The organism is Pontibacter actiniarum (assembly GCF_003585765.1).
Classification (GTDB): domain Bacteria; phylum Bacteroidota; class Bacteroidia; order Cytophagales; family Hymenobacteraceae; genus Pontibacter; species Pontibacter actiniarum.
In genome coordinates, this window is record NZ_CP021235.1 from 1 (window position 1) to 20,327 (window position 20,327).

Annotated in this window: 14 protein-coding genes; 12 read left to right on the top strand and 2 right to left on the bottom strand. The window is 53.7% G+C overall.

Translation table 11 applies throughout. The features are described 5' to 3' along the window. Window positions 1-1,425, top strand: a complete 1,425-nt coding sequence (dnaA, locus tag CA264_RS00005) for a chromosomal replication initiator protein DnaA (protein ID WP_025609342.1) — start codon at window positions 1-3, stop codon at window positions 1,423-1,425. Window positions 1,426-1,515: 90 nt separating this feature from the next. Here dnaA and CA264_RS00010 read toward each other — a convergent pair whose 3' ends face one another. Then, on the bottom strand, window positions 1,516-2,025 hold the full coding sequence (locus CA264_RS00010) for a hypothetical protein (protein WP_036777873.1): 510 nt from the start codon (window positions 2,023-2,025) through the stop codon (window positions 1,516-1,518). Window positions 2,026-2,354: 329 nt separating this feature from the next. Between CA264_RS00010 and CA264_RS00015 the strand changes: the two genes are divergently transcribed. The 5 genes from CA264_RS00015 to CA264_RS00035 all read left to right on the top strand — a co-directional run bounded on the left by CA264_RS00015 (window position 2,355) and on the right by CA264_RS00035 (window position 8,621). Then, the gene (locus tag CA264_RS00015; protein ID WP_025609344.1) at window positions 2,355-3,854 is read left to right on the top strand and encodes a GH3 auxin-responsive promoter family protein; all 1,500 of its coding nucleotides are present in this window, start codon (window positions 2,355-2,357) and stop codon (window positions 3,852-3,854) included. Between the two features lie 535 nt (window positions 3,855-4,389). Further along, complete coding sequence (locus CA264_RS00020; protein ID WP_025609345.1) at window positions 4,390-5,541, top strand: 1-deoxy-D-xylulose-5-phosphate reductoisomerase; 1,152 nt, start codon at window positions 4,390-4,392, stop codon at window positions 5,539-5,541. A 57-nt stretch (window positions 5,542-5,598) separates the two neighbouring features. Further along, a complete protein-coding gene (rseP, locus tag CA264_RS00025; protein WP_025609346.1) occupies window positions 5,599-6,912 on the top strand; it encodes an RIP metalloprotease RseP in 1,314 nt (437 codons plus the stop codon). Between the two features lie 15 nt (window positions 6,913-6,927). Continuing rightward, window positions 6,928-8,055, top strand: coding sequence for a LysM peptidoglycan-binding domain-containing protein (locus tag CA264_RS00030; protein ID WP_025609347.1), 1,128 nt, complete (start codon window positions 6,928-6,930; stop codon window positions 8,053-8,055). Between the two features lie 59 nt (window positions 8,056-8,114). Then, the gene (locus CA264_RS00035) at window positions 8,115-8,621 is read left to right on the top strand and encodes a DUF6702 family protein (protein WP_025609348.1); all 507 of its coding nucleotides are present in this window, start codon (window positions 8,115-8,117) and stop codon (window positions 8,619-8,621) included. Window positions 8,622-9,049: 428 nt separating this feature from the next. On the opposite strand, the gene CA264_RS00040 is transcribed toward CA264_RS00035, so the two are convergent. Next, the gene (locus CA264_RS00040) at window positions 9,050-11,023 is read right to left on the bottom strand and encodes an OmpA family protein (protein WP_036777986.1); all 1,974 of its coding nucleotides are present in this window, start codon (window positions 11,021-11,023) and stop codon (window positions 9,050-9,052) included. A gap of 215 nt (window positions 11,024-11,238) precedes the next feature. Here CA264_RS00040 and lon point away from each other — a divergent pair, with 215 nt between their 5' ends. The 6 genes from lon to CA264_RS00070 all read left to right on the top strand — a co-directional run bounded on the left by lon (window position 11,239) and on the right by CA264_RS00070 (window position 20,298). Further along, the gene (gene lon / locus CA264_RS00045; RefSeq protein WP_025609350.1) at window positions 11,239-13,728 is read left to right on the top strand and encodes an endopeptidase La; all 2,490 of its coding nucleotides are present in this window, start codon (window positions 11,239-11,241) and stop codon (window positions 13,726-13,728) included. 221 nt (window positions 13,729-13,949) lie between these two features. Beyond that, window positions 13,950-14,993 (top strand): type IX secretion system protein PorQ, encoded by a 1,044-nt coding sequence (gene porQ / locus CA264_RS00050; RefSeq protein ID WP_025609351.1) that lies wholly within the window; start codon window positions 13,950-13,952, stop codon window positions 14,991-14,993. Window positions 14,994-15,062: 69 nt separating this feature from the next. Then, the gene (gene hslU / locus CA264_RS00055) at window positions 15,063-16,457 is read left to right on the top strand and encodes an ATP-dependent protease ATPase subunit HslU (RefSeq protein WP_025609352.1); all 1,395 of its coding nucleotides are present in this window, start codon (window positions 15,063-15,065) and stop codon (window positions 16,455-16,457) included. A 234-nt stretch (window positions 16,458-16,691) separates the two neighbouring features. Then, window positions 16,692-17,432, top strand: a complete 741-nt coding sequence (locus CA264_RS00060; protein ID WP_237151153.1) for an SDR family NAD(P)-dependent oxidoreductase — start codon at window positions 16,692-16,694, stop codon at window positions 17,430-17,432. 193 nt (window positions 17,433-17,625) lie between these two features. Then, a complete protein-coding gene (locus CA264_RS00065) occupies window positions 17,626-18,045 on the top strand; it encodes an IS1/IS1595 family N-terminal zinc-binding domain-containing protein (protein WP_025609355.1) in 420 nt (139 codons plus the stop codon). 903 nt (window positions 18,046-18,948) lie between these two features. Continuing rightward, a complete protein-coding gene (locus CA264_RS00070; RefSeq protein WP_025609356.1) occupies window positions 18,949-20,298 on the top strand; it encodes a hypothetical protein in 1,350 nt (449 codons plus the stop codon). Window positions 20,299-20,327 lie beyond the last annotated feature (29 nt).

Consider the following 20,327-nt stretch of genomic DNA (forward strand, 5'->3'; position numbering starts at 1 on the left):
ATGATCAAAGACTGTTCAACTGTATGGAATAACTGCCTGCAGGTGATCAAGGAGAATATTGGCGAACAGAGTTTTAAGACTTGGTTTGAGCCGATTAAGCCTGTATCCCTGCGCGACAGCGTACTGACCATACAAGTGCCTAGCCAGTTCTTTTACGAGTGGCTGGAGGAGCACTATGTGCAGCTTCTGAAAAAGGTCATTTACCAGGAACTCGGAAGTGAGGGCCGCCTAGAGTACTCTATTATTGTTGACAGGGGCAACGACGGCAACAAACCGCAGACGGTCAACATCCCGACCAAACGCATACCTGCCGCGGTCGTGAACTCCTATAAACCGGAGCAAAGCTTTATCAAGAGCCCGTTCGAGTCGAAGACCATCGACCGCAACTTCCTGAACTCGCAGCTCAACCCGGCTTATACCTTCGAGAACTACATTGAGGGAGACTGTAACCGTTTGGCCCGCTCGGCAGGTTATGCCGTGGCCAATAAACCGGGTACCACCTCCTTTAACCCGCTCATGATCTACGGTGGGGTGGGCCTTGGCAAAACGCACCTGGTGCAGGCCATCGGCAACAACATCAAGAACAGCAACCCGGAGAAGTTTGTCCTCTACGTTTCGTCTGAGAAGTTCGTGAACCAGTTCATCGAGTCTGTAAAGACAAATAATGTACAGGACTTCGCCAACTTTTACCTGCTGGTGGACATCCTGATCATTGATGACGTGCAGTTTCTGAGCGGGAAGGACAAAACCCAGGAGATGTTCTTCCACATTTTTAACCACCTGCACCAGTCCGGCAAGCAAATTGTAATGACCTCTGACTGCCCGCCGCGTGACTTGAAAGGACTGGAAGAACGACTGCTATCCCGCTTTAAGTGGGGCCTGACGGCAGACTTGCAGAGCCCGGACTTCGAAACGCGTATGGCCATCATCCAGAAAAAGATGCAGGGCGACGGCATTGACATTCCGGATAACGTGGTGGAGTACCTGGCATACAGCGTAGATACGAACGTGCGTGAGCTGGAAGGCGTATTGATTTCTTTGATAGCGCAATCATCGCTGAACCGCAAGGAGATTGACCTGGAACTTGCCAAACAAGCCCTGAAACATATAATAGAGGATGTGGAGACGGAGGTGAACCTCGACTTCATCCAGAAAACCGTAGCAGAGTACTTCCAGGTAAGCCTGGACTCGCTGAAAGCCAAAACGCGTAAGAAAGAGATTGTGACGGCGCGCCAGGTGGCCATGTACTTTGCCAAGGAGTTCACCAGCCACTCGCTCAAATCCATTGGCTACCACTTCGGCGGCCGCGACCACAGTACGGTTATCCACTCGGTGCAAACAGTTTCGGACCTGATTGATACAGATAAGAAGTTTAAAGCCAGCATACAGGAGCTCCAGAAGAAGTTTAAGACCAAAGCCGGCTGATCCGGTAAAATAGCTATAAAAAAGAGCGGCGGCCATACTTGCAAGTATGGCCGCCGCTCTTTTTTTGCTGTATGTCTTAATTACAGGGGGCTAGATTCTGTTGCCCATCGTGTCTGTCAGTTCATAGTTGTGTAGCTCAGCCAGGTCGCGGATCTTGTTTTTGATCTTGTCGAGGTCGCGCTTTTTGCGCACCTGCTTCAGGTCCAAGTACACCTGGGAGCCATCCTGCAGGGTGAGGCGCAGCGCCAGCGGCGTGATGTGCACGGCGGCAATATCCGGGATCTGGATCAGGTGTTTGGTGCGGAACACGCCGAACTTCTGCACAATGTACTGCTGCGTTACCTCAATGTAAGACTGCACCCCGAAAACCGATGTGTTTTGCAGAATCACATAAAAGAGGAAAACAATAGCCAGTCCAAAGAAAGCATAGTACAGGTAGTCCTGCGCATAGGCCCGCTCAGCGGAAAAAAGAAGCATAGACGCCCAGGCTAGCCAGAACAGCGTGAGCACGAGCTGCACGGTAAAAGATAGTTTTGCATTTCGCGTTGGGCTTAGCTGCACAATTAACGTCGATCGTGCATTACTACCAGATGCTGCCATTATAAAAGGGTTTCGTGAAACATAGGGGACCAGCATAATGGACCTCCCGCAATATACTCATTTATTCGACAAGTTTGGCCTGTAAAGTTGCGCCTGGCACCCCTGTTCTGGCCGTTGCGGCCAGCGTTTCCGGGGGAGGGCGTTTTTCCTCTGGTGCCAGCGATACTTACCTGCGCCAGCCAGCCGTTTTCACTAGCAAGGTATAAATGAATGGCGTAGGCAGAGGTTTTCAGGGGCTTAAAGTGAAACCTGGCAATGAGAAGGAGGTTGTTTTAGTATGGCATTGCAGCATTATCTGGTTATCTTTACCTGCCACTAAAAATAACTGTATGGGTGTAAAAGCATTGTTGAGCAAGCCGCTGGCGGCTTATGTGCACAGGAAGCACCAAAACTGGATAGAGCATCCGGTAGAGGCACAGAAAGCTGTTTTTGAGCGTATCATTCAGAAGGCGCAGGGCACAAAGTTTGGCCGTGACCACGGCTTTGCAAGTATAAAAACGCACGCCGATTTTGTGAAGGCCGTGCCCGTTCGTGACTATGAGGGGCTGGCGCCGTACTTCGGCCAGGTAAAGGAGGGCGAAAAGGATGTGCTTTGGCCCGGAAAGCCGCTCTACCTGGCGAAAACCTCGGGCACTACCTCCGGAACCAAGTATATCCCCATCACCCAGGACTCTATCTCGAACCACATCAACGGTGCCCGCGATGCCTTGTTGGCCTATGTGCACGAAACTGGAAAGGCTCAGTTTCTGGACGGGAAGATGATCTTTCTGTCCGGCAGCCCGGAACTGGAGGAAGTGGGCGGCATTAAAACCGGCCGCTTGTCAGGTATCGTCAACCACCACGTGCCGGGGTACCTGCGCACAAACCAGCTGCCGAGCTACCAGACCAACTGCATTGACGATTGGGAGGCAAAGCTCGATCAGATTATTGAGGAGACCCTGGACGAGAACATGACCCTGATCTCGGGGATTCCGCCCTGGGTGCAGATGTACTTCGATAAGCTGATCCAGCAAACCGGCAAACCCATCAAAGACATATTCCCGAACTTCCAGCTGTTTGTGTACGGTGGCGTTAACTTTGAGCCGTACCGCAAGAAGCTGTTTGAGTCGGTGGGTAAAAAAGTAGACTCCATTGAGCTGTTTCCAGCCTCCGAGGGCTTCTTTGCCTATCAGGATAAACAAAATGACCCTGGGCTGCTGCTGTTGCTGGATGCGGGCATCTTCTACGAGTTTATACCTTCGGAAGAGTACTTCAACGAAAACCCTACGCGCCTGACAATCGGAGAGGTGGAGCCCGGCGTGAACTATGCGCTGGTGGTGAGCAGCAATGCCGGCCTGTGGAGCTACTCCATCGGCGATACCGTTAAGTTCACCTCTACCAAGCCCTACAAGTTGGTTGTAAGCGGCCGCATCAAGCACTATATCTCCGCTTTTGGCGAGCACGTGATTGGGGAGGAAGTGGAGAAAGCCATGAAACGGGCGATGGTGAGGTTCCCGGAGGTGGAGCTGATAGAGTTTACCGTGGCTCCGTTTGTAAGCCAGGACAACGGCCAGTCGTACCACGAGTGGCTGGTGGAGTTCGCAAAGGAGCCGCTGAACAAGGCTGCGTTTGCAGAGGAGCTGGACAGGCAGCTGCGTACGTTCAACGCTTACTACGATGACCTGATTACAGGGAACATCCTCCAGAAGCTAAAGCTTACAGCACTTCCCAAAGGCACTTTTCAGAGCTACATGAAATCGCAGGGAAAGCTGGGCGGGCAGAACAAAGTGCCAAGGCTAAGCAACGACAGAAAGTTAGCGGATGGGTTAATAGAAGTGAGTAAGTGTTGACAGTTAAGCCCTTAGCTAGCTTTTCGCCTCGCCGGCTGGGCCTTACTTTTCTCCTTGATGAGAAAAGTAAGCAAAAGAATCAAGACGATTTTGAACTCGCTGACCGCTCGGACAAAAAATCATCGTTGTGCACCTGGCAAAAGTTTCTGCTCTGTAGCCATTGTGGATTATGTACAATTTTAGGGGCTAAAGTTGTTATAGGTATGACCATACTTCGTTAGGGAGACGGTTTTTTTGATCGAAGGAAAAATTTTTCCAGTTTTTCTAGGAGGCGCCTCGAGAGTTTCCGGTGACGAGCGATAGTGAGGCAGACCGAGGCACGAGGGCAGGAAAGGAAAGCAGCGCCGAGTAGGAAAACGAGTCCTCGCGGGCTCGGAGCGCAAGTAACTAGCAATGAAAAAGGCCGGAACTGAAGCCGTAGATAAGCTACACCTATGCTAACTTTGATAGGTAGTAACCACGACAGCTCAAGCCAACATATATAATAAGACTATGATTGTAAAAGCATAAAAGCTTTTATCATAAAGGAAACAAAATGAAAAGAATCGCCATACTTGGCTCCACAGGCTCCATCGGCACACAGGCCCTGGAAGTAATCAAGGCCAACCCGGATAACTTTGAGCTGGAGGTGATCACAGCCTACAGTAACTCCGACCTGCTGATACAGCAGGCGCTGGAGTTTAAGCCAAACTCCGTGGTGATTGGTCGCGAAGACCTCTACGAACAGGTGCAGGAGGCGCTGCAGCAGGAAGATATCAAAGTATACACCGGCAGCAAAGCTCTCTGCTCAGTGGTGGAAATGGCTACAATCGACATGGTGCTGACGGCTATGGTCGGCTATGCCGGTTTGCTGCCTACCATCCACGCCATCAAAGCTGGCAAGCAAATTGCCCTGGCTAATAAGGAGACGCTGGTGGTGGCCGGCCAACTGATCACAGACCTGGCCCGGGAGTACGGGGTGAACATATACCCCGTGGATTCGGAGCACAGTGCTATCTTCCAGTGCCTGGCCGGTGAGTTTCACAACCCGATCGAGAAAATTATCCTGACGGCCTCAGGAGGACCGTTCAGGGGCAAAAGCGCCGCTGAGCTGGCCGCAGTAACCAAGGCACAGGCCCTAAAGCACCCCAACTGGGACATGGGCGCCAAAATCACTATTGACTCTGCCTCGCTGATGAACAAAGGGCTGGAGGTAATAGAGGCGAAGTGGCTGTTTGGCCTCAGGAACGAGCAGATCGAGGTGGTTGTGCATCCGCAGTCTATTATCCACTCGCTGGTGCAGTTTGAGGATGGCTCTATCAAAGCACAGCTGGGTTTGCCCGATATGAAGCTGCCGATCCAGTATGCGCTGGGCTACCCGCAGCGCCTCAGGTCAGACTTTCCGCGTTTCAGCTTCCTGGACTACCCGCAGCTGACCTTTGAGCAGCCGGACCTGGAGACGTTTCGCAACCTGCAGCTGGCCTTCGACGCCATGGAGCGTGGCGGGAACCTGCCCTGCATCCTGAATGCGGCTAACGAGGTGGCCGTCAGTGCGTTTATGCGCGATGAGGTGGGCTTCCTGCAGATGTCAGACATCATCGAAAGCTGTATGGCAAAAGTTGCGTATATTGCGAATCCTTCTTACGAGGACTATGTTAGTACCGACGAGGAGGCTCGTAAACGTGCTGCAGAGCTGTTAAACAAGTAAACAATTAGCTGTTACGGTAAGTTGTAGCAGCGTTAAAACCGAAATTTTCTTTTTTAGATGGATATATTGATCATGGTAGGCCAGCTCATCCTGGGCCTTACAATCTTGGTGGGATTACACGAGCTGGGGCACATGCTGGCGGCCAAGTGGTTTGGGATGCGTGTGGAGAAATACGCCATCGGCTTCCCTCCGAAAGTTTTCGGTAAGAAAATAGGCGAGACGGAGTACATGCTGGGGCTGATCCCGCTGGGCGGTTTCGTTAAGATCTCCGGTATGGTGGACGAGTCGATGGACACAGAGGCGCTGAAAGAAGAGCCGAAGCCATGGGAGTTTAGAGCCAAGCCAGCCTGGCAGCGCCTGATCGTGATGATGGGCGGTATTATCGTGAACGTGATCACGGGTATTGTTATCTATATCGCCCTGACCTATAACTACGGCGAAAGCTACCTGCCTGCCTCTGAGGCGAAGTATGGTGTTATCGCCAACGATATTGGCGAGGATATCGGCTTCCAGACCGGCGATAAAATCGTGGCTGTTAACGGCCAGAAGCTGGAGAAGTTCGACGATGTGTACTCTATGGATGCGCTGCTCGGCCGCGATTCTTACTACACCATCGACCGTAACGGGCAACTGATTGACCTGAAAGTGCCAGTGGACCTGATGGACAGGCTGGCGGACCGTGAGGACCGCATGCTCTTCGTGCAGCCGCGCCAGCCGTTTAAGGTAGGCCAGGTAGCCAAGGGAAGCGCCGCCGATAAAGCCGGTTTGCAGGAGGGCGACTTCATTACCATGATAAACGGCAAGAGCGTAATGTTCTTCCACGAGCTGCAGGAGGCACTGCATGCCAATAAGGCCAAGCCTGTGACCATGACCATCGAGCGCGGGGGCAAGCCTATTAAGCTACAGGCGCAGGTAAGCGAGGAAGGCACCATCGGGTTTATGCCGGTGATACTCCTGGAGTCGGCCACGAGGCAGTTTAGCCTGGGCGAGTCCATACCGCTGGGAACGGAGCAGGCCTTTGGCGTGATCACGGCGAACCTGAAGGGCTTCGGCAAGATCTTCCGTGGCGAGGTGTCTGCCTCTAAGTCGTTGAGCGGCCCGATTGGCATTGCGCAAATCTTCGGCGACACGTTTAACTGGTACAAGTTCTGGAGCATCACCGCCATGCTCTCCATGGTGTTGGCCTTTATGAACTTCCTGCCGATCCCGGCATTGGATGGGGGCCACGTTGTGTTTTTGACTTATGAAATGATCAGCGGGCGCAAGCCGTCTGATAACTTTTTGGAAAATGCCCAGAAAGTGGGTATGGTTTTATTGTTAGGTTTAATGGCTTTCGCTATCTTTAACGATGTATTCAAGATAATCTTTTAACCAAAGATTCCTCTCATGAGAGCCATCGTAAGACTAACTTTAACAAACTTACTTTTTCTAGTACTAGTTGCACTAAGCCAAGTTGAGGCCGCCCCGGCCGTAAAGCTTGAAAATATAAACCAGCACGCTATCGCCGCTCAGAGCGATAGCGTGTACCTGGTAAAGCAGGGCGATACATATTACAGCCTTGCACGCCGCTTCCAGATCCCGCTGGACTCCCTGCAACGATGGAATAACAACACGCTGCAGATCGGCCAAACCCTGTATCTCACCAGCCCTAAAAAGAAAAAAGCAGTAGCGGCAGCCACCGCTAAGCCGGCTCCGAAAACGGCGCCAAAGGCCTCCGCCCCGGTGGCAAAGTCCTCGGCTGCCTCTACTCCCAAGCGAGCCGTAGAAAGCTCTTCTGCGGCTCCGGCCCCAGCGCCTAAACCGGCAGCGTACAAAACCAAAAGCCGTGTGCTGGTTATCCCTTTCGACCCGCACCTATACTTCTCTGACTCTGACTATGAGATTGCCCGGCAGTCTAAGATTCCGCGCCAGAACGTGCGCCATGTTTTCCGTGGCCGCCTGAACGCCATGCTGGCACCGGACGGGTATGAAACCATTCACCTGCTGGGCGGCGTGTACCGCGATAGCGTGAGCGAGTTGAGCCGCATCTACGGTTCGCTGCGCTACGACTACCAGGATAACAAGCAGTCACGGTTCAACCACCAGCCGGTGGTAAAAGAGGAGAAGGGCAATGTGCTGAGCTGGGTAAAAGAGCAGAAAGAGAAGCTGGGATCCAGAGGCGAGCCGGCTACACTGCCTGTAGCCCAGGACCCGGACAAGCACTTCGGCGTAACCGTAAAAGACCCGGAGTTCTTTAGCTACTTCAACAACCAGTACGGCATCGACTACTACGTGTTCATCAATCAGTTTGAGGTAAAGACCATTTACGAGAACTGCCTGGACCGCGCCGCCATGAACTACGAGCGTGACTTTACCGTGCACTACAGCATTTACGACAGCAAAGGAGAGCTGGTATCGGGCAACAAGGTTAAGGTACCGTACCACTCCAACATCAACAATGTGCAGCGCATCGTGAGTGACAGCATGCCGAATATGGCCCAGCGTGTGCTGGCTGATTTGCCGAACGGGAAGTAATTTCAGGAACTGGTACTAACTTTGCTTCTGTTCTCCTGTCTAACGATTTCTCCCTGCTGATGAAGTATAAGTTTCTATCGCTTTTGTTGCTGCTCCTGGCTTTTGGCGTGGCTCGCCCCGCCTTTGCACACGATTACCACGCCAGTATTGCTGATGTGCGCTTTAACCCGCGCTCGCAGGCGCTGGAGGTAGCCGTTAAAGTGTTTATGGATGACCTGGAGGATGCCCTCTCGCGCCGCAACAAGACCAAAGTAACCTACAGCAGCACTTCCGAGCAGGTAAAGAAATACCTTGCCGACTACCTGAATGCCAACCTGGTGTTTGAGGTAGAGAAGGGAAAGCCGCTGAAGCAGCGGTTTGTAGGCTCCGAAGAAGATGCCGATGTGGTCTGGATGTATGTGGAAGTACCGGTAAAGCAGGCCACCGTGCCGCAACTGTACGTAACGAACGCGGTGCTTACAGAACTCTTCTCCGACCAGATGAATATTGTGAATATCAATTACAAGGGCGAAACAGAAAGTGTGCTGCTACAGCGCAATGAGACAGTGAAGAAGGTTTCGCTTTAAGAGTTTCATACTTAAAATAGCAAGGGCTGAGCTGCAGTAGTAGTTCAGCCTTTTTTGTGCACTCCAAAAAGCCTCGTAGAGCCTTCAGCTAATTCTGGTGGGGTGATTGAGCGGGTTTTATACTTGTATCCTCGGTGCCGCACTGCTCTGCTGTGGCGTATACATCGGCCACAAACGGGAAGGGATGGTTGAGAGATGGAGCAGCTTTATACTTGTCTGTACCTGCTTGTTTCCTGCTGCCATCCAAAAAGGGTTTTGGTGACGGGGCGCGAAAGTGGTTGCGGCTCGCACATAATATCTTTTCAGGAACGCAAGAATGATATGCAATAATGCAACACTCAGCTATTCAGAATAACCTATTCGCTCACTCATTCACTCATTCAAAATCCTAACCAGAAGCTGCTGAGTCTACTAAGAAGGCTGCCTAGCTACTGTTTCTTCGGCTTCGTAACGATAAACTCTACGCGCCTGTTAATGCGGCGGTCTTCCTCGGTGTGCTCCTCCCGGATAGGCTTCCGGCTGCCATAGCCGATAGCATCAATGCGGGTGTCCTCAATGTTTACCTTGCGCTCAATGTACCGCTTAATGGCATCGGCACGATCTTGGGAGAGGGAGAGGTTAAAGTCCGGGTCGCCGGCGCCGTCTGTGTGGCCGGCAATCTCCAGCCGGTACGTTGGATGGTCGATCATAAAGTAAGCCACCTCATCGAGCACGGCCTCCATTTCGGGCTTAATGGCCGATTGGTTCTGGTCAAACTCAATGTTCTGGAACACCAGCGGAATGCTGTAGTCGATCACCGAGGTCATCACCTGCAGCGAGGCGTCGCCGCGCAGATCCAGTTCCCGCTCAATGGTGAAGAAGTCCGGGCTCTGGATAAGAATCATGTACCTGGTGTCGTCAATCAGATCAAACTCAAACGAACCGTCCGGCCGGATGTACTTGCTCGATATCTCGATGCCGTTTTCCATGTCAATGATAGAGATAACCCCCGAAAGCGGCTTATGGGTGACGGAGTCGGTGAGGGTGCCCTCCACCTTGGTCACCGCGAGCGGGTGCGCCTCCATGGGCAGCGGGAACGAGTACAGGTCCAGGTTCTGGAGGTCGTCTGCCTCTGAGCGGGCGTAGTACAGGTTGCGGGAGGCGCCATCGATGGTAAAGTAGTACTCGCTGCCGCGCCCGTTTACCAGCGGACCGATGTTGCGCGGCTCCTGCCAGTGCCCCTGCACCTCGTATGTTTTGTAGATGTCGAAATCGCCGAAGTTGTTCAGTTGGCCACGGGAGCTAAAGTACAGCACCTGGTACTTGGGGTGCAGGAACGGGCTAACCTCGCTCTCGCGGGTGTTGATAACAGGCCCCATGTTGCGCGCCGGTGCCCACTTGCCGCTGCCGTCTTTGTGGGTGTAGTAGATGTCGGAGAGGCCAAAGCCGCCCAGGCGGTCGGAGGCAAAGTACAGCGTGTCTTCCTGTTTGGAGAGGGTCGGCTGCGAGTCCCAGGCGGGGCTGTTTACGTTGGCGCCCAGGTTCTGGATCTGGCCCCAGCTGCCGTCGCTCTGCCGCGTGGCGACGTAAATATCGCAGTTGCCGTAGCCGTCCGGAGCCTCGCAGCGGGCAAAGTACAGGGTGTTGCCGTCGCGGCTCAGGCAGCCTGAGCCTTCGTTGTAGATGCTGTTGATAGGCTTCCCAAACGACTGCGCCTCCTCCCAGAAACCGTTATTCTGCTTGCTGTAAAACAGATCCTCGTTTGAGCGGTTCTTTAGGTCATCCACGTGGCGCTTCGAAGTATAGATGAACAGCTCGTTCTCATCGCTCAGGGTGGGGCCGTAATCAGCGTAAGGCGAGTTGATGGCGTTGCCCATGTTCAGGTACACGCCTTTGGGCGGCTTAAACGAAACGATGGACTTACGGTACTCCACCAACTCATAGTAGTAGTCGAGCGGCACGTAATAGTCCTTGGTGTTTTGCTCCAGGGAGTCGTAGTAGGACTTGACGCGGCGAACATCCGTGCGGTGGTGCTTCAGCACGAGGCGGTACAGCGCTTTGGCTTTTTCCGTGTTCCCCTGCCGCTCCAGCAGCTGCGCCAGGCGCCACAGAAGGCTCGTGTCGGTGTAAAAGTTCTGTATCCCGAAGCGGTGCACGTAGCCCTCCAGCAGGGGGAGCACCTTATCGTACTGCCGGCGCTTCTCCAGCTTTTGGATAAGTGCGAGCTGCTTCCGGTCGTGATAGTACGGAATTTTGTTTAAATTGGGAAAGTCGAGGTGGAGCTCCGGGTTAGGCTGTACTTTTTTGACCTGGAGTCCCTTTTCAGGCTGGTTAAGCTCTACGTGTTTGTACTGCTGCGCCTGCAACGGCACAAAGTGCAGCAGCGCGAGCAGGAAGGGAGTCAACAGGAACAAGCGTTTCATCAGCGATGCAATTTTGCCCAAAGCCCAAAGATATTATTTTTGTGCTAAATTCTGATAAATGTACCCGCACTTGGCGCTACTTTTTGGGGCATCGGGCCAATTTACGACAATTCAACAGTTCTGCTGCCCTTGGCACAGGACTTGACATAACTATACAAGTATAGGAAGACCGGGGGAAATAAGCGTTTTCCTGTCAAAATGGCATTGATCTACATATGAACCACACACTAGAGCATTTTCTACAAAACCTACTACTGAGCAGTATCTCCGATGATGAAAGCATAGAGCTTATTCCGGTGATTACGGCTGATGCAGAGGACGATATAAAGCAAGAAGACCTTCCGGAAGAGCTGCCGATACTGGCCGTTCGCAATACCGTGCTGTTCCCGGGAGTAGTGCTGCCAATTACCGTGAGCCGCAAAAAGTCTGTCAAGCTGGTGCGCAAGGCACACAGCGGCGGGCAGGTGATCGGCGTGGTGGCACAGAAAAACACAGGCTCGGACGATCCTACGGCAGAAGACCTGTACGACATCGGCACCGTAGCCAAGATCCTGAAGATGCTCGTGCTGCCGGACGGAAACACGACCATCATTATCCAGGGGCAGAGCCGCTTCAAAATTGAGGAGGTAACGCAGGAGGAGCCTTACCTGGCAGCGCGCGTGAGCCTTTGCCAGGAAACGCCGATGGACAAGAGCAAGAAAGAGGTGAAGGCGCTGGTGCAGTCGCTTAAAGACGCGGCCGCCAAAATGCTGAAGCTCAACCCGGAGATTCCGCAGGAGGCACAGGTGGCGCTCGACAATATCGACAGCCCGAGCTTCCTGACGCACTTCCTGTCGAGCAACCTGAACGTGGAGATGGCGCAGAAGCAGGAGCTGCTGGAGGTGAACGACGGCAAGGAGCGCGGTACGTTGCTGCTCGAGCTCATGCTGCGCGAAATCCAGCTGCTGGAGCTGAAGCAGGAGATCCACTCCAAAGTGCATACCGACATTGACCAGCAGCAGCGCGACTACTTCCTGCGGCAGCAGATAAAGGTGCTGCAGGACGAGCTGGGGCAGGAGGGACCGGACCAGGAGATAGAGCGTTTCCGGGAGCGCGCCAAGAAGAAGAAATGGCCGGAGGCGGTGGCGCAGCACTTCAAGAAAGAGATAGATAAACTGGCCCGCCTTAACCCGCAGGCGGCAGAGTACCCGGTGGCTGTCAACTACCTGGAGTTCCTGCTGGACCTGCCCTGGGACGAGCACACCAAGGATAACTTCAACCTGAAGCGCACTAAAAAAATACTGGACGCCGACCACTACGGGCTGGAGAAGGTAAAGGAGCGCATTCTGGAGTACCTGGCGGTGCTCAAACTGAAGAACGACATGAAGGCGCCTATCCTGTGCCTTTACGGGCCTCCGGGCGTGGGTAAAACCTCGCTGGGCCGCTCTATTGCCAAAGCCTTAGGCCGTAACTATGTGCGGATGTCGCTGGGCGGCGTGCGCGATGAGGCCGAGATCCGCGGCCACCGCCGTACCTACGTCGGCGCGATGCCGGGCAAGATCATCAGCCAGATCAAGAAAACAGGTTCCTCAAACCCTGTTATCATACTTGATGAGATCGATAAGCTGGCCTCTGATTTCCGTGGCGACCCGTCTTCGGCTTTGCTGGAGGTGCTGGACCCGGAGCAGAACCACACGTTTATGGATAACTACCTGGATGTGGAGTACGACCTCTCGAAGGTGCTCTTTATAGCCACGGCCAACTCGCTGGAGACCATTCAGCCGGCCCTGCGCGACCGTATGGAGATTATCGAGCTGACGGGCTACACCCTGGAAGAGAAAACCGAGATAGCCAAGCGCCACCTGGTGCCGAAGCAGGTGGAGGAGCACGGCCTGGAGCCGGAGGATGTGAAGGTGCCGAAGCCAACAATCCATAAGGTGATCGAAGACTATACCCGCGAATCGGGCGTTAGAAGTCTGGAGCGCAAGATTGGGCAGCTGATGCGCAACACGGCCAAGCAGAAGGCGATGGACGAGGAGTTCGTTAAAACCATTAAGCCGGATGATGTGGTGAAAATCCTGGGCTCGGAGATTTTCGACAAGGAGATTTACCAGGATATCGATACGGCCGGTGTGGTAACAGGCCTGGCCTGGACCTCGGTGGGTGGCGACATCCTGTTTATCGAAAGCATACTGAGCCGTGGCAAAGGCAAACTGACGCTGTCGGGCCAGTTGGGTGATGTGATGAAGGAGTCGGCCATGACGGCGATTTCTTACCTAAAGGCACACGCCGAGCTGCTGGACATTGACTACCGCCTCTTCGACCAGTACGACCTGCACATCCACTTTCCGGAAGGCGCGGTGCCGAAAGACGGTCCGTCGGCGGGTATTGCCATCTTCACCTCCATTGCCTCTGTGTTTACGCAACGCAAGGTAAGGCCGAGGCTGGCGATGACCGGGGAGATAACGCTACGCGGCAAGGTGCTGCCGGTAGGAGGCATCAAAGAGAAGATTCTGGCGGCGAAGCGTGCCGGTGTGACCGACATCATCCTGTGCCAAAAGAATAAAAAGGACATCAACGAGATTCCGGAGCAGTACATCAAGGGCCTTACCATCCATTACGTAGACCGCGTGGACGATGTCGTGAAGATCGCCCTGCTGAAGGAAAAGGTGAAGTACCCGCTGAAACTGGAGGTGAAGGAAGAGAAAGCTGACGCTGAGAAATAATTTCGAATGATTGACTTTCGAATGATTGAATAAATCTCCTTTGTCATCTTTAAAAGATCTTGTGGGCGTAACTCTAAAGCAGTTGCGGCTTGCCCACGAGAGCCTTCCAGGATGACAGCTAGGGAGAGTAGAAGGAGTACCAAGTCAAAATTCACTCAATCACTCATTCAAAACTAAATGTTCAGTTACTAAAGAGTCAGTTATTCATAATTGAAACGCCCATGAAAACCGCCGCCCTTATACTTAGCATCTTGCTGGGCTTTTCGCTTACGGCGCGGGCGCAGGTGGGAGGGCAGCGTGGTTTTCCGTTCCTGGAGTTGCCTGGCAGTGCCAAGCAGGCGGCCTTGGGCGGCGTAAACGTAACGGCAGGAGCCCATGATGTGAACATGGTAACAGCCAACCCGGCGCTGCTAAGCGAGGAGATGGACGGGCAGGTGAGCCTGAGCTATGTGGGCTACCTGGCCGACATCAAGCAAAGCCATGCGGTGTATGCGTTTAACTCGGAGAAGCTGGGGCGCTGGGCGGCAAGTATAAACTACCTGAATTACGGCGACTTCGTGCAACGCGACGCCTCCGGTATGGAACTGGGTACTTTTAACGTAAACGACTATACCCTGGCCCTTACCCACGCCCGCGAAATGGAGGCCTTTACCATTGGCGCCACGGCGAAAGTGGCCGTGTCAAGTATAGCCGGGAACAAAGCCGTAGGTGTACTGGCCGATGCGGGAGCTGTTTTTAAGCACCCCGAGAAAGACTTTACGGTGGGCCTGGCGTTTAAGAACGTGGGGTACCAGGTAAAGACCTACGACGGGGGCGAGCGGCAGGAGATGCCGTGGGATGCCCAACTGGGGCTGACGTACAAGCCGGAGCACATGCCCGTGCGGCTTTCGCTCACGGCGCACCGCCTCTACCAGTTCGACATCGTGTACCTGGACCCGAACGCACCGGCCAAGCTGGATGAGAACGGAAATGAAGTGAAGGAGGAGAAGAAGCTGGGGGATAAAATAGCCCGGCATTTTGTGGTAGGCACCGAGTTCGTGTTCAGCAAGAACTTTCAGCTTCGGGCGGGCTATAACCACCTCCGCCGCAAAGAGCTCCGCCTGGATAACAAGGCCGGTGGGGCCGGGTTCTCGCTGGGAGCCATGCTGCGTGTGCGGAACTTTGAGCTGAACTACGGCAGTGCCTTTTTTCATCCCTCAGGAGCCACACACTACATCACCATCGCGACCAGTACCCGCGCGTTCCTGAAAAAGAAGAGTAGTTAATAACCAAACGGCCGTGCGGTTGGTACAAAGCTGTAGGCCGGGTTTGATTTATAAACACAAGAAGAAGACATGTTAGATAATATTGCATCGTTAACGCCAGCCCAGATTGTAGCGGAGCTGGATAAATACATCATCGGGCAGAAAGACGCCAAACGCAACGTGGCCATCGCGCTGCGTAACCGCTGGCGCCGCATGAATGCCGACAAGAGCATCCAGAGTGATATTGTGCCGAACAACATCCTGATGATCGGGGCAACGGGTGTGGGTAAGACGGAGATCGCCCGCCGCCTGGCTAAAATCGCCGATGCGCCTTTTACCAAGGTAGAAGCCTCTAAGTTTACAGAGGTAGGCTACGTGGGCCGCGACGTGGAGAGCATGGTGCGCGACCTGGTGGAGCAGTCGGTGAACATGGTGAAGCAGAAGAAAAAGGAGGAGGTGAAGCAGAAAGCCGCCGAAATGGTGGAAGACATCATCCTGGACGCGCTGATCCCACCGATCCAGGGCCGCTCCGGTAGCCCGGTTTCTACCACCACGGACCCGAACTCCATGCCCGACAACGATTACGAGCTGAACGAGCGCACCCGCGAGAAGTTCCGTGAGAAGATCCGCAACGGCGAGCTCGAAGACCGTAAAATCGAAATCCGCGTGTCGCAAAGCGCTATGCCGGGTATGGGCGTAATGGGGCCTGGTATGGATGAGGCGTCGATGATGAACATCCAGGAGATGATCAGCGGCATGATGCCGAAAAAGACCAAGAAGCGTAAAGTAACCATCGGCGAGGCGCGTAAGATTCTGCTGGAAGAGGAGGCGTCTAAGCTGATTGATATGGACGAGGTAAAGGAGGAGGCAATCTTCAAAGCGGAGAACTCCGGCGTTATCTTTATCGATGAGATAGACAAAGTGGCCAGCGCCAGCAACAAAGGCGGTGGCGGCCCGGATGTGAGCCGCGAGGGAGTGCAGCGAGACCTGTTGCCGATCGTGGAAGGTTCCACGGTGAACACCAAGTACGGCATCATCACCACCGATCATATCCTGTTTATCGCAGCCGGTGCGTTCCACGTGGCCAAGCCTTCCGATCTTATTCCGGAGTTGCAGGGCCGCTTCCCGATCCGTGTGGAGCTGGACAGCCTGACCAAGGATGACTTCTACCAAATCCTGAAGTTCCCGAAAAACGCGCTGACCAAACAGTACGAGGCGCTGCTCTCTTCCGAAGACGTGGAGCTGACGTTTAACGACGAGGCCCTGGACGAGATCGCTTCGATTGCCTACGAGGTGAACACGGAGGTGGAGAACATTGGCGCCCGCCGCTTGCACACTGTTATGAGCCGACTGCTCAACGATATCCTGTTCGACGTGCCGGATAAGATCGGTGCCAACGCGCACATCCTGGTAGACCGTGCCATGGTGCAGGAAAAACTGTCGGGCATGGTGAAAAACCGCGACCTAAGCCAGTACATTCTTTAAGAATGATGAATTCTGAATTATGAAAGACTGCTGGCGCGGAAGTTTCTTCCGCGCCAAAGGTATAAAGGCGAGTCTGTGACTCGCTTATAACAAAAAGGCTGGTGTGGCTGCAAAGGCAGGGGCACCAGCCTTTTTTATTGTAGCGAGTTATACTTGGCCCAGGCATCTGTACCTTCTAAGCGCTACAATCCGTATTTTTAGTTTAGGATTTACAACAACTCATCATCCATAATTGTGAACGCAGTGAACATCTACATCATCACCGGAGCCAGCAAAGGCATAGGCAAGGCATTGGCCGAAGAACTGTTGAAAGACGATAGCAACCATGTGGTGGGCGTATCGCGCACCTGCAGCATCAAACACCCGAACTACCGCCACCAGCCCCTCGACTTCTCGGATGTGGAGGCGGTGGAGCATAACCTGCAGAAAATCTTCCTGCCGTATCCGGAGGCGCAGAAGCTGGTGCTGGTAAACAACGCCGGCGTGCTGGGCGACATTGGCTACGTAGGAGAGGACATGCCGAACGAGCGTTTTGAGTTTGTGTTTGATGTGAACGTGATCGTGCCGGCCATGCTGATGAACACGTTTCTGCAAGTATACCAGCAGCAGCCGGCAAAGAAGGTCGTGGTAAACGTCAGCTCCGGTGCGGGAAAGTACCCCGTAGACGGTTGGGCCAGCTACTGCGCCTCAAAAGCCGCCATCGACATGCTGTCGCAGACCGTGCAGTTGGAGCAGGATAACAGGGCGTCTAACGTAAAGGTGTTCTCGCTTTCTCCGGGCGTGGTGGATACCAGCATGCAAGGGCAGATCAGGGAGATAGATGCCAGCCGCTTTAGTACCGTTGAGAAGTTCCGGCAGTACAAGGCTAACAACGAACTGGCCTCTCCCGAAGAGGTGGCCCGTAAGATGGTCCACTTCCTGCACAACTCAGACAACTACAAAGAGGTGATTGTGTCGGTGCGGGATATGCCATAGCGCCTGCACGAGTTGCTACACCTAGAGGCCTCGCCATGATGGTGAGGCTTTTTTATGGCAGGGGTATTTGTTGTTAAAACGCTGATGCACAAAGTTATAACTCAGGTATTTGTTTGATGATAATCTTGCTAAATAAGTATATATATGCTAACTTGATATAGTTAAGTGTTTACTCACTCTGTAAAAGTGGCTTATGAAGCACCCCATCTGCCCCCGCTGTGATAGTCCGGAAGCCGTAAAGAGCGGCATCGTAAATGACCGGCAACGCTACCGCTGCAAAAAGTGCGGTTACTATTTCACGGTAAACAAGCTGGGCAAGCACATCGACAGCTACTATGTAACAAAAGCGCTGCAACTCTACATCGAGGGCATTAGCTATCGCGAGATTGAGCGCATTCTGGGGGTGAGCCACGTGTCGGTTATGAACTGGGTGCGCAAGTATAAAATAAAGGCGCCGGAGCAGACAGCCTACCACCCCACCTATAAAATACTGAACCACGGGGAGCTGGTGGAGTACATCAAAAACGGTGGCAACCTGAAAGGTGCCGGTATGATGATCACAGAACTCGGCGACAAATACATGATGATTAAGTGGAAGCGTTTCCGGGAGTAAGGGGGGAGCCATTAACCACCTTCGAAAGCCGCCTGAGTTAAACGTATCGCTTAACCACGTTGCCCCTCACTAACTCCGACTGGCTTAAATTAAGGAGGCCAGTAACTGCTTTTTGAAGCATAAGCCTGGCGTCTCCACTGTAAAGCAACACCTAAAAGCCCTCCTCCAAAGAACCTCTGCTGAAGCGGGTGAAAAGGAAAAAGTTCTATGATAACAGTCTTGGCTACCTGACCTGATCCCAGTCCTTGGGTGGGGGTAGGGGCCCTCGAAAAGAGCGCCTCGAGAGTTTCCGGTGACGAGCGCGAGCGAGGCAGCCCGAGGCAAGAGGGCAGGAAGCGAAAGCAGCGCGATGCCCTTATCGAGGGGCCATACCCCCAGGACGAGTCCTCGCGGGCATGAGCGCCCCAAAGTATAAAGTGAAACGATAGGTGTGTGGGAGCTGGAGGATGACCGGAGGCTAGAAAGGGGAGCTCGTTTCAAACTGCGGAAAGCAGCTGCAATGGAAGTATAAGCAGGGGCAGTCTAAGGCACAAGCGGACGCTTGCGCCAGTAAAGTTGTTAGCGGAGGCCAAAAAGTATGGCTTTGTAAGCCAGTTGAGTCACAGACGCAACATCATAGTCAGACACGTTTGCAAACTCGCGCCAGCAGGAGTAATAAAGTATAAATAGAGGCAATCAAGTCACAAGCGGACCTTCGTGCCAGCGAGGGGCTGCAAGAGCAGCTGCTACCAAGTGCACTTTGCCACACACTTAACCACCATCCCTTCCCAGGACAAAATCAAGTATACCAAATTAGCAGTAAAGTACATCTGCTAACACTTTTTCTTCACAATTCCATAAAATAGGATAAAGATTCAGGGAACAGCTGTCCTCTAGTATAAACCTTAAAATTCCTGAATATCAATGAAAAAACTGTTACTAAGTGTAGTGGCGGGGCTTGGCCTTTGCTGCTGCGGGGGGAGCGCTATGGCGCAAGGTTCCTCGCTATATGGTTCGGGGTTAAAGGTGCCCCTGAATGAGGACGGCTCGAAGTACTTCCGGGTGATTTTGTGGAACCAGGTGTGGGTGCGCTACAACGAGAATAACACAGGCTCCATCCGGAACGGGGAGCCGACAGACAACACCTTTGATGTCGGCCTGCGCCGCTCGCGTGTGCTGCTCTATTCCCAGATCAGTCCGCGCTTTCTGATTCTCACGCACTTTGGTATCAACAACCAAAACGCCGTGAGCGGCGGCTACCTCGGAACAGACGGTAAAAAGCCGCAGCTCTACATGCACGATGCCTGGGTAGACTACAAGGTGTTCGATAACTACCTGCACCTGGGGGCGGGGCTGCACTACTGGAACGGAATCTCGCGGCTCACGAACGCCAGCACGCTTAACTTCCTGGCCTACGACGCGCCCATCACCAACTGGCCAACCATAGAGGCCATAGACCAGTTTGCGCGCATGCTGGGCGTTTTTGCCAAAGGCAAGCTCGGGAAGCTGGATTACCGGGTAGCGGTGAACAACCCCTTCCTGACCAATACGGCGGGGGCCGTGTCTTCGGCGGCAAACTACAACCCGAACAACAACGAGAAGGTGTACCAGGGTTACTTTAACTTCCAGTTCCTGGAGCAGGAGTCGAACCTGCTGCCCTACATGGTGGGCACGTACCTCGGCACTAAGAAGGTGTTTAACATTGGCGCCGGCTTTATGCACAACAGCGACGGCATGTGGCGCGAAGAGGCGGTGGTGGTGCCGGGAGGCACAGTAAACAGAGTGGTGGAGGAAGACATAGACCTGTTTGGGGTGGATGCCTTCCTGGACATGCCACTGAATGAGGAGAGCGGCACGGCTATCACAGCCTACGCCGTGTACTACAACTATGACTTCGGCCGCAACCATGTGCGCAACATCGGCATCCTGAACCCGGCCACAGAGGGCGGCGGCCTGCGCGGCAACGCCTTCCCGACAGTGGGCACCGGCGACGCGGGCTACGCGGAAGTGGGTTACCTGCTGCCTAAGGGAGCGCTGGGAGAGGAGACGCGGCTGCAGCCGTACGCCGCCTTTAACTACGGCCGCTACGACGGGCTGCGCGACAGCGGCGGCGACATACAGTCTGTGAAAGTGCTGGACGTGGGGGCCAACCTGCTGCTGGAGGCGCACCACGCCAAGATCACGCTCAACTACCGCCACCGCCCGGACTTTACCAACATCAACGACATCAAGTACAGGCCTGAGGTTACGCTGCAGGCCATGATTTACCTCTAACATCACCAACCTAAACAGAATATCTAACC

Bases quoted from the DNA above. Each gene is read 5' to 3' on its own strand.
- CA264_RS00015 (WP_025609344.1), top strand. From the start codon at position 2,355: ATGGGTGTAAAAGCATTGTTGAGCAAGCCGCTGGCGGCTTATGTGCAC.
- CA264_RS00035 (WP_025609348.1), top strand. From the start codon at position 8,115: ATGAAGTATAAGTTTCTATCGCTTTTGTTGCTGCTCCTGGCTTTTGGC.
- porQ (WP_025609351.1), top strand. From the start codon at position 13,950: ATGAAAACCGCCGCCCTTATACTTAGCATCTTGCTGGGCTTTTCGCTT.
- CA264_RS00070 (WP_025609356.1), top strand. From the start codon at position 18,949: ATGAAAAAACTGTTACTAAGTGTAGTGGCGGGGCTTGGCCTTTGCTGC.
- CA264_RS00020 (WP_025609345.1), top strand. From the start codon at position 4,390: ATGAAAAGAATCGCCATACTTGGCTCCACAGGCTCCATCGGCACACAG.
- rseP (WP_025609346.1), top strand. From the start codon at position 5,599: ATGGATATATTGATCATGGTAGGCCAGCTCATCCTGGGCCTTACAATC.
- CA264_RS00030 (WP_025609347.1), top strand. From the start codon at position 6,928: ATGAGAGCCATCGTAAGACTAACTTTAACAAACTTACTTTTTCTAGTA.
- dnaA (WP_025609342.1), top strand. From the start codon at position 1: ATGATCAAAGACTGTTCAACTGTATGGAATAACTGCCTGCAGGTGATC.
- CA264_RS00010 (WP_036777873.1), bottom strand. From the start codon at position 2,025: ATGGCAGCATCTGGTAGTAATGCACGATCGACGTTAATTGTGCAGCTA.
- lon (WP_025609350.1), top strand. From the start codon at position 11,239: ATGAACCACACACTAGAGCATTTTCTACAAAACCTACTACTGAGCAGT.
- CA264_RS00040 (WP_036777986.1), bottom strand. From the start codon at position 11,023: ATGAAACGCTTGTTCCTGTTGACTCCCTTCCTGCTCGCGCTGCTGCAC.
- hslU (WP_025609352.1), top strand. From the start codon at position 15,063: ATGTTAGATAATATTGCATCGTTAACGCCAGCCCAGATTGTAGCGGAG.
- CA264_RS00065 (WP_025609355.1), top strand. From the start codon at position 17,626: ATGAAGCACCCCATCTGCCCCCGCTGTGATAGTCCGGAAGCCGTAAAG.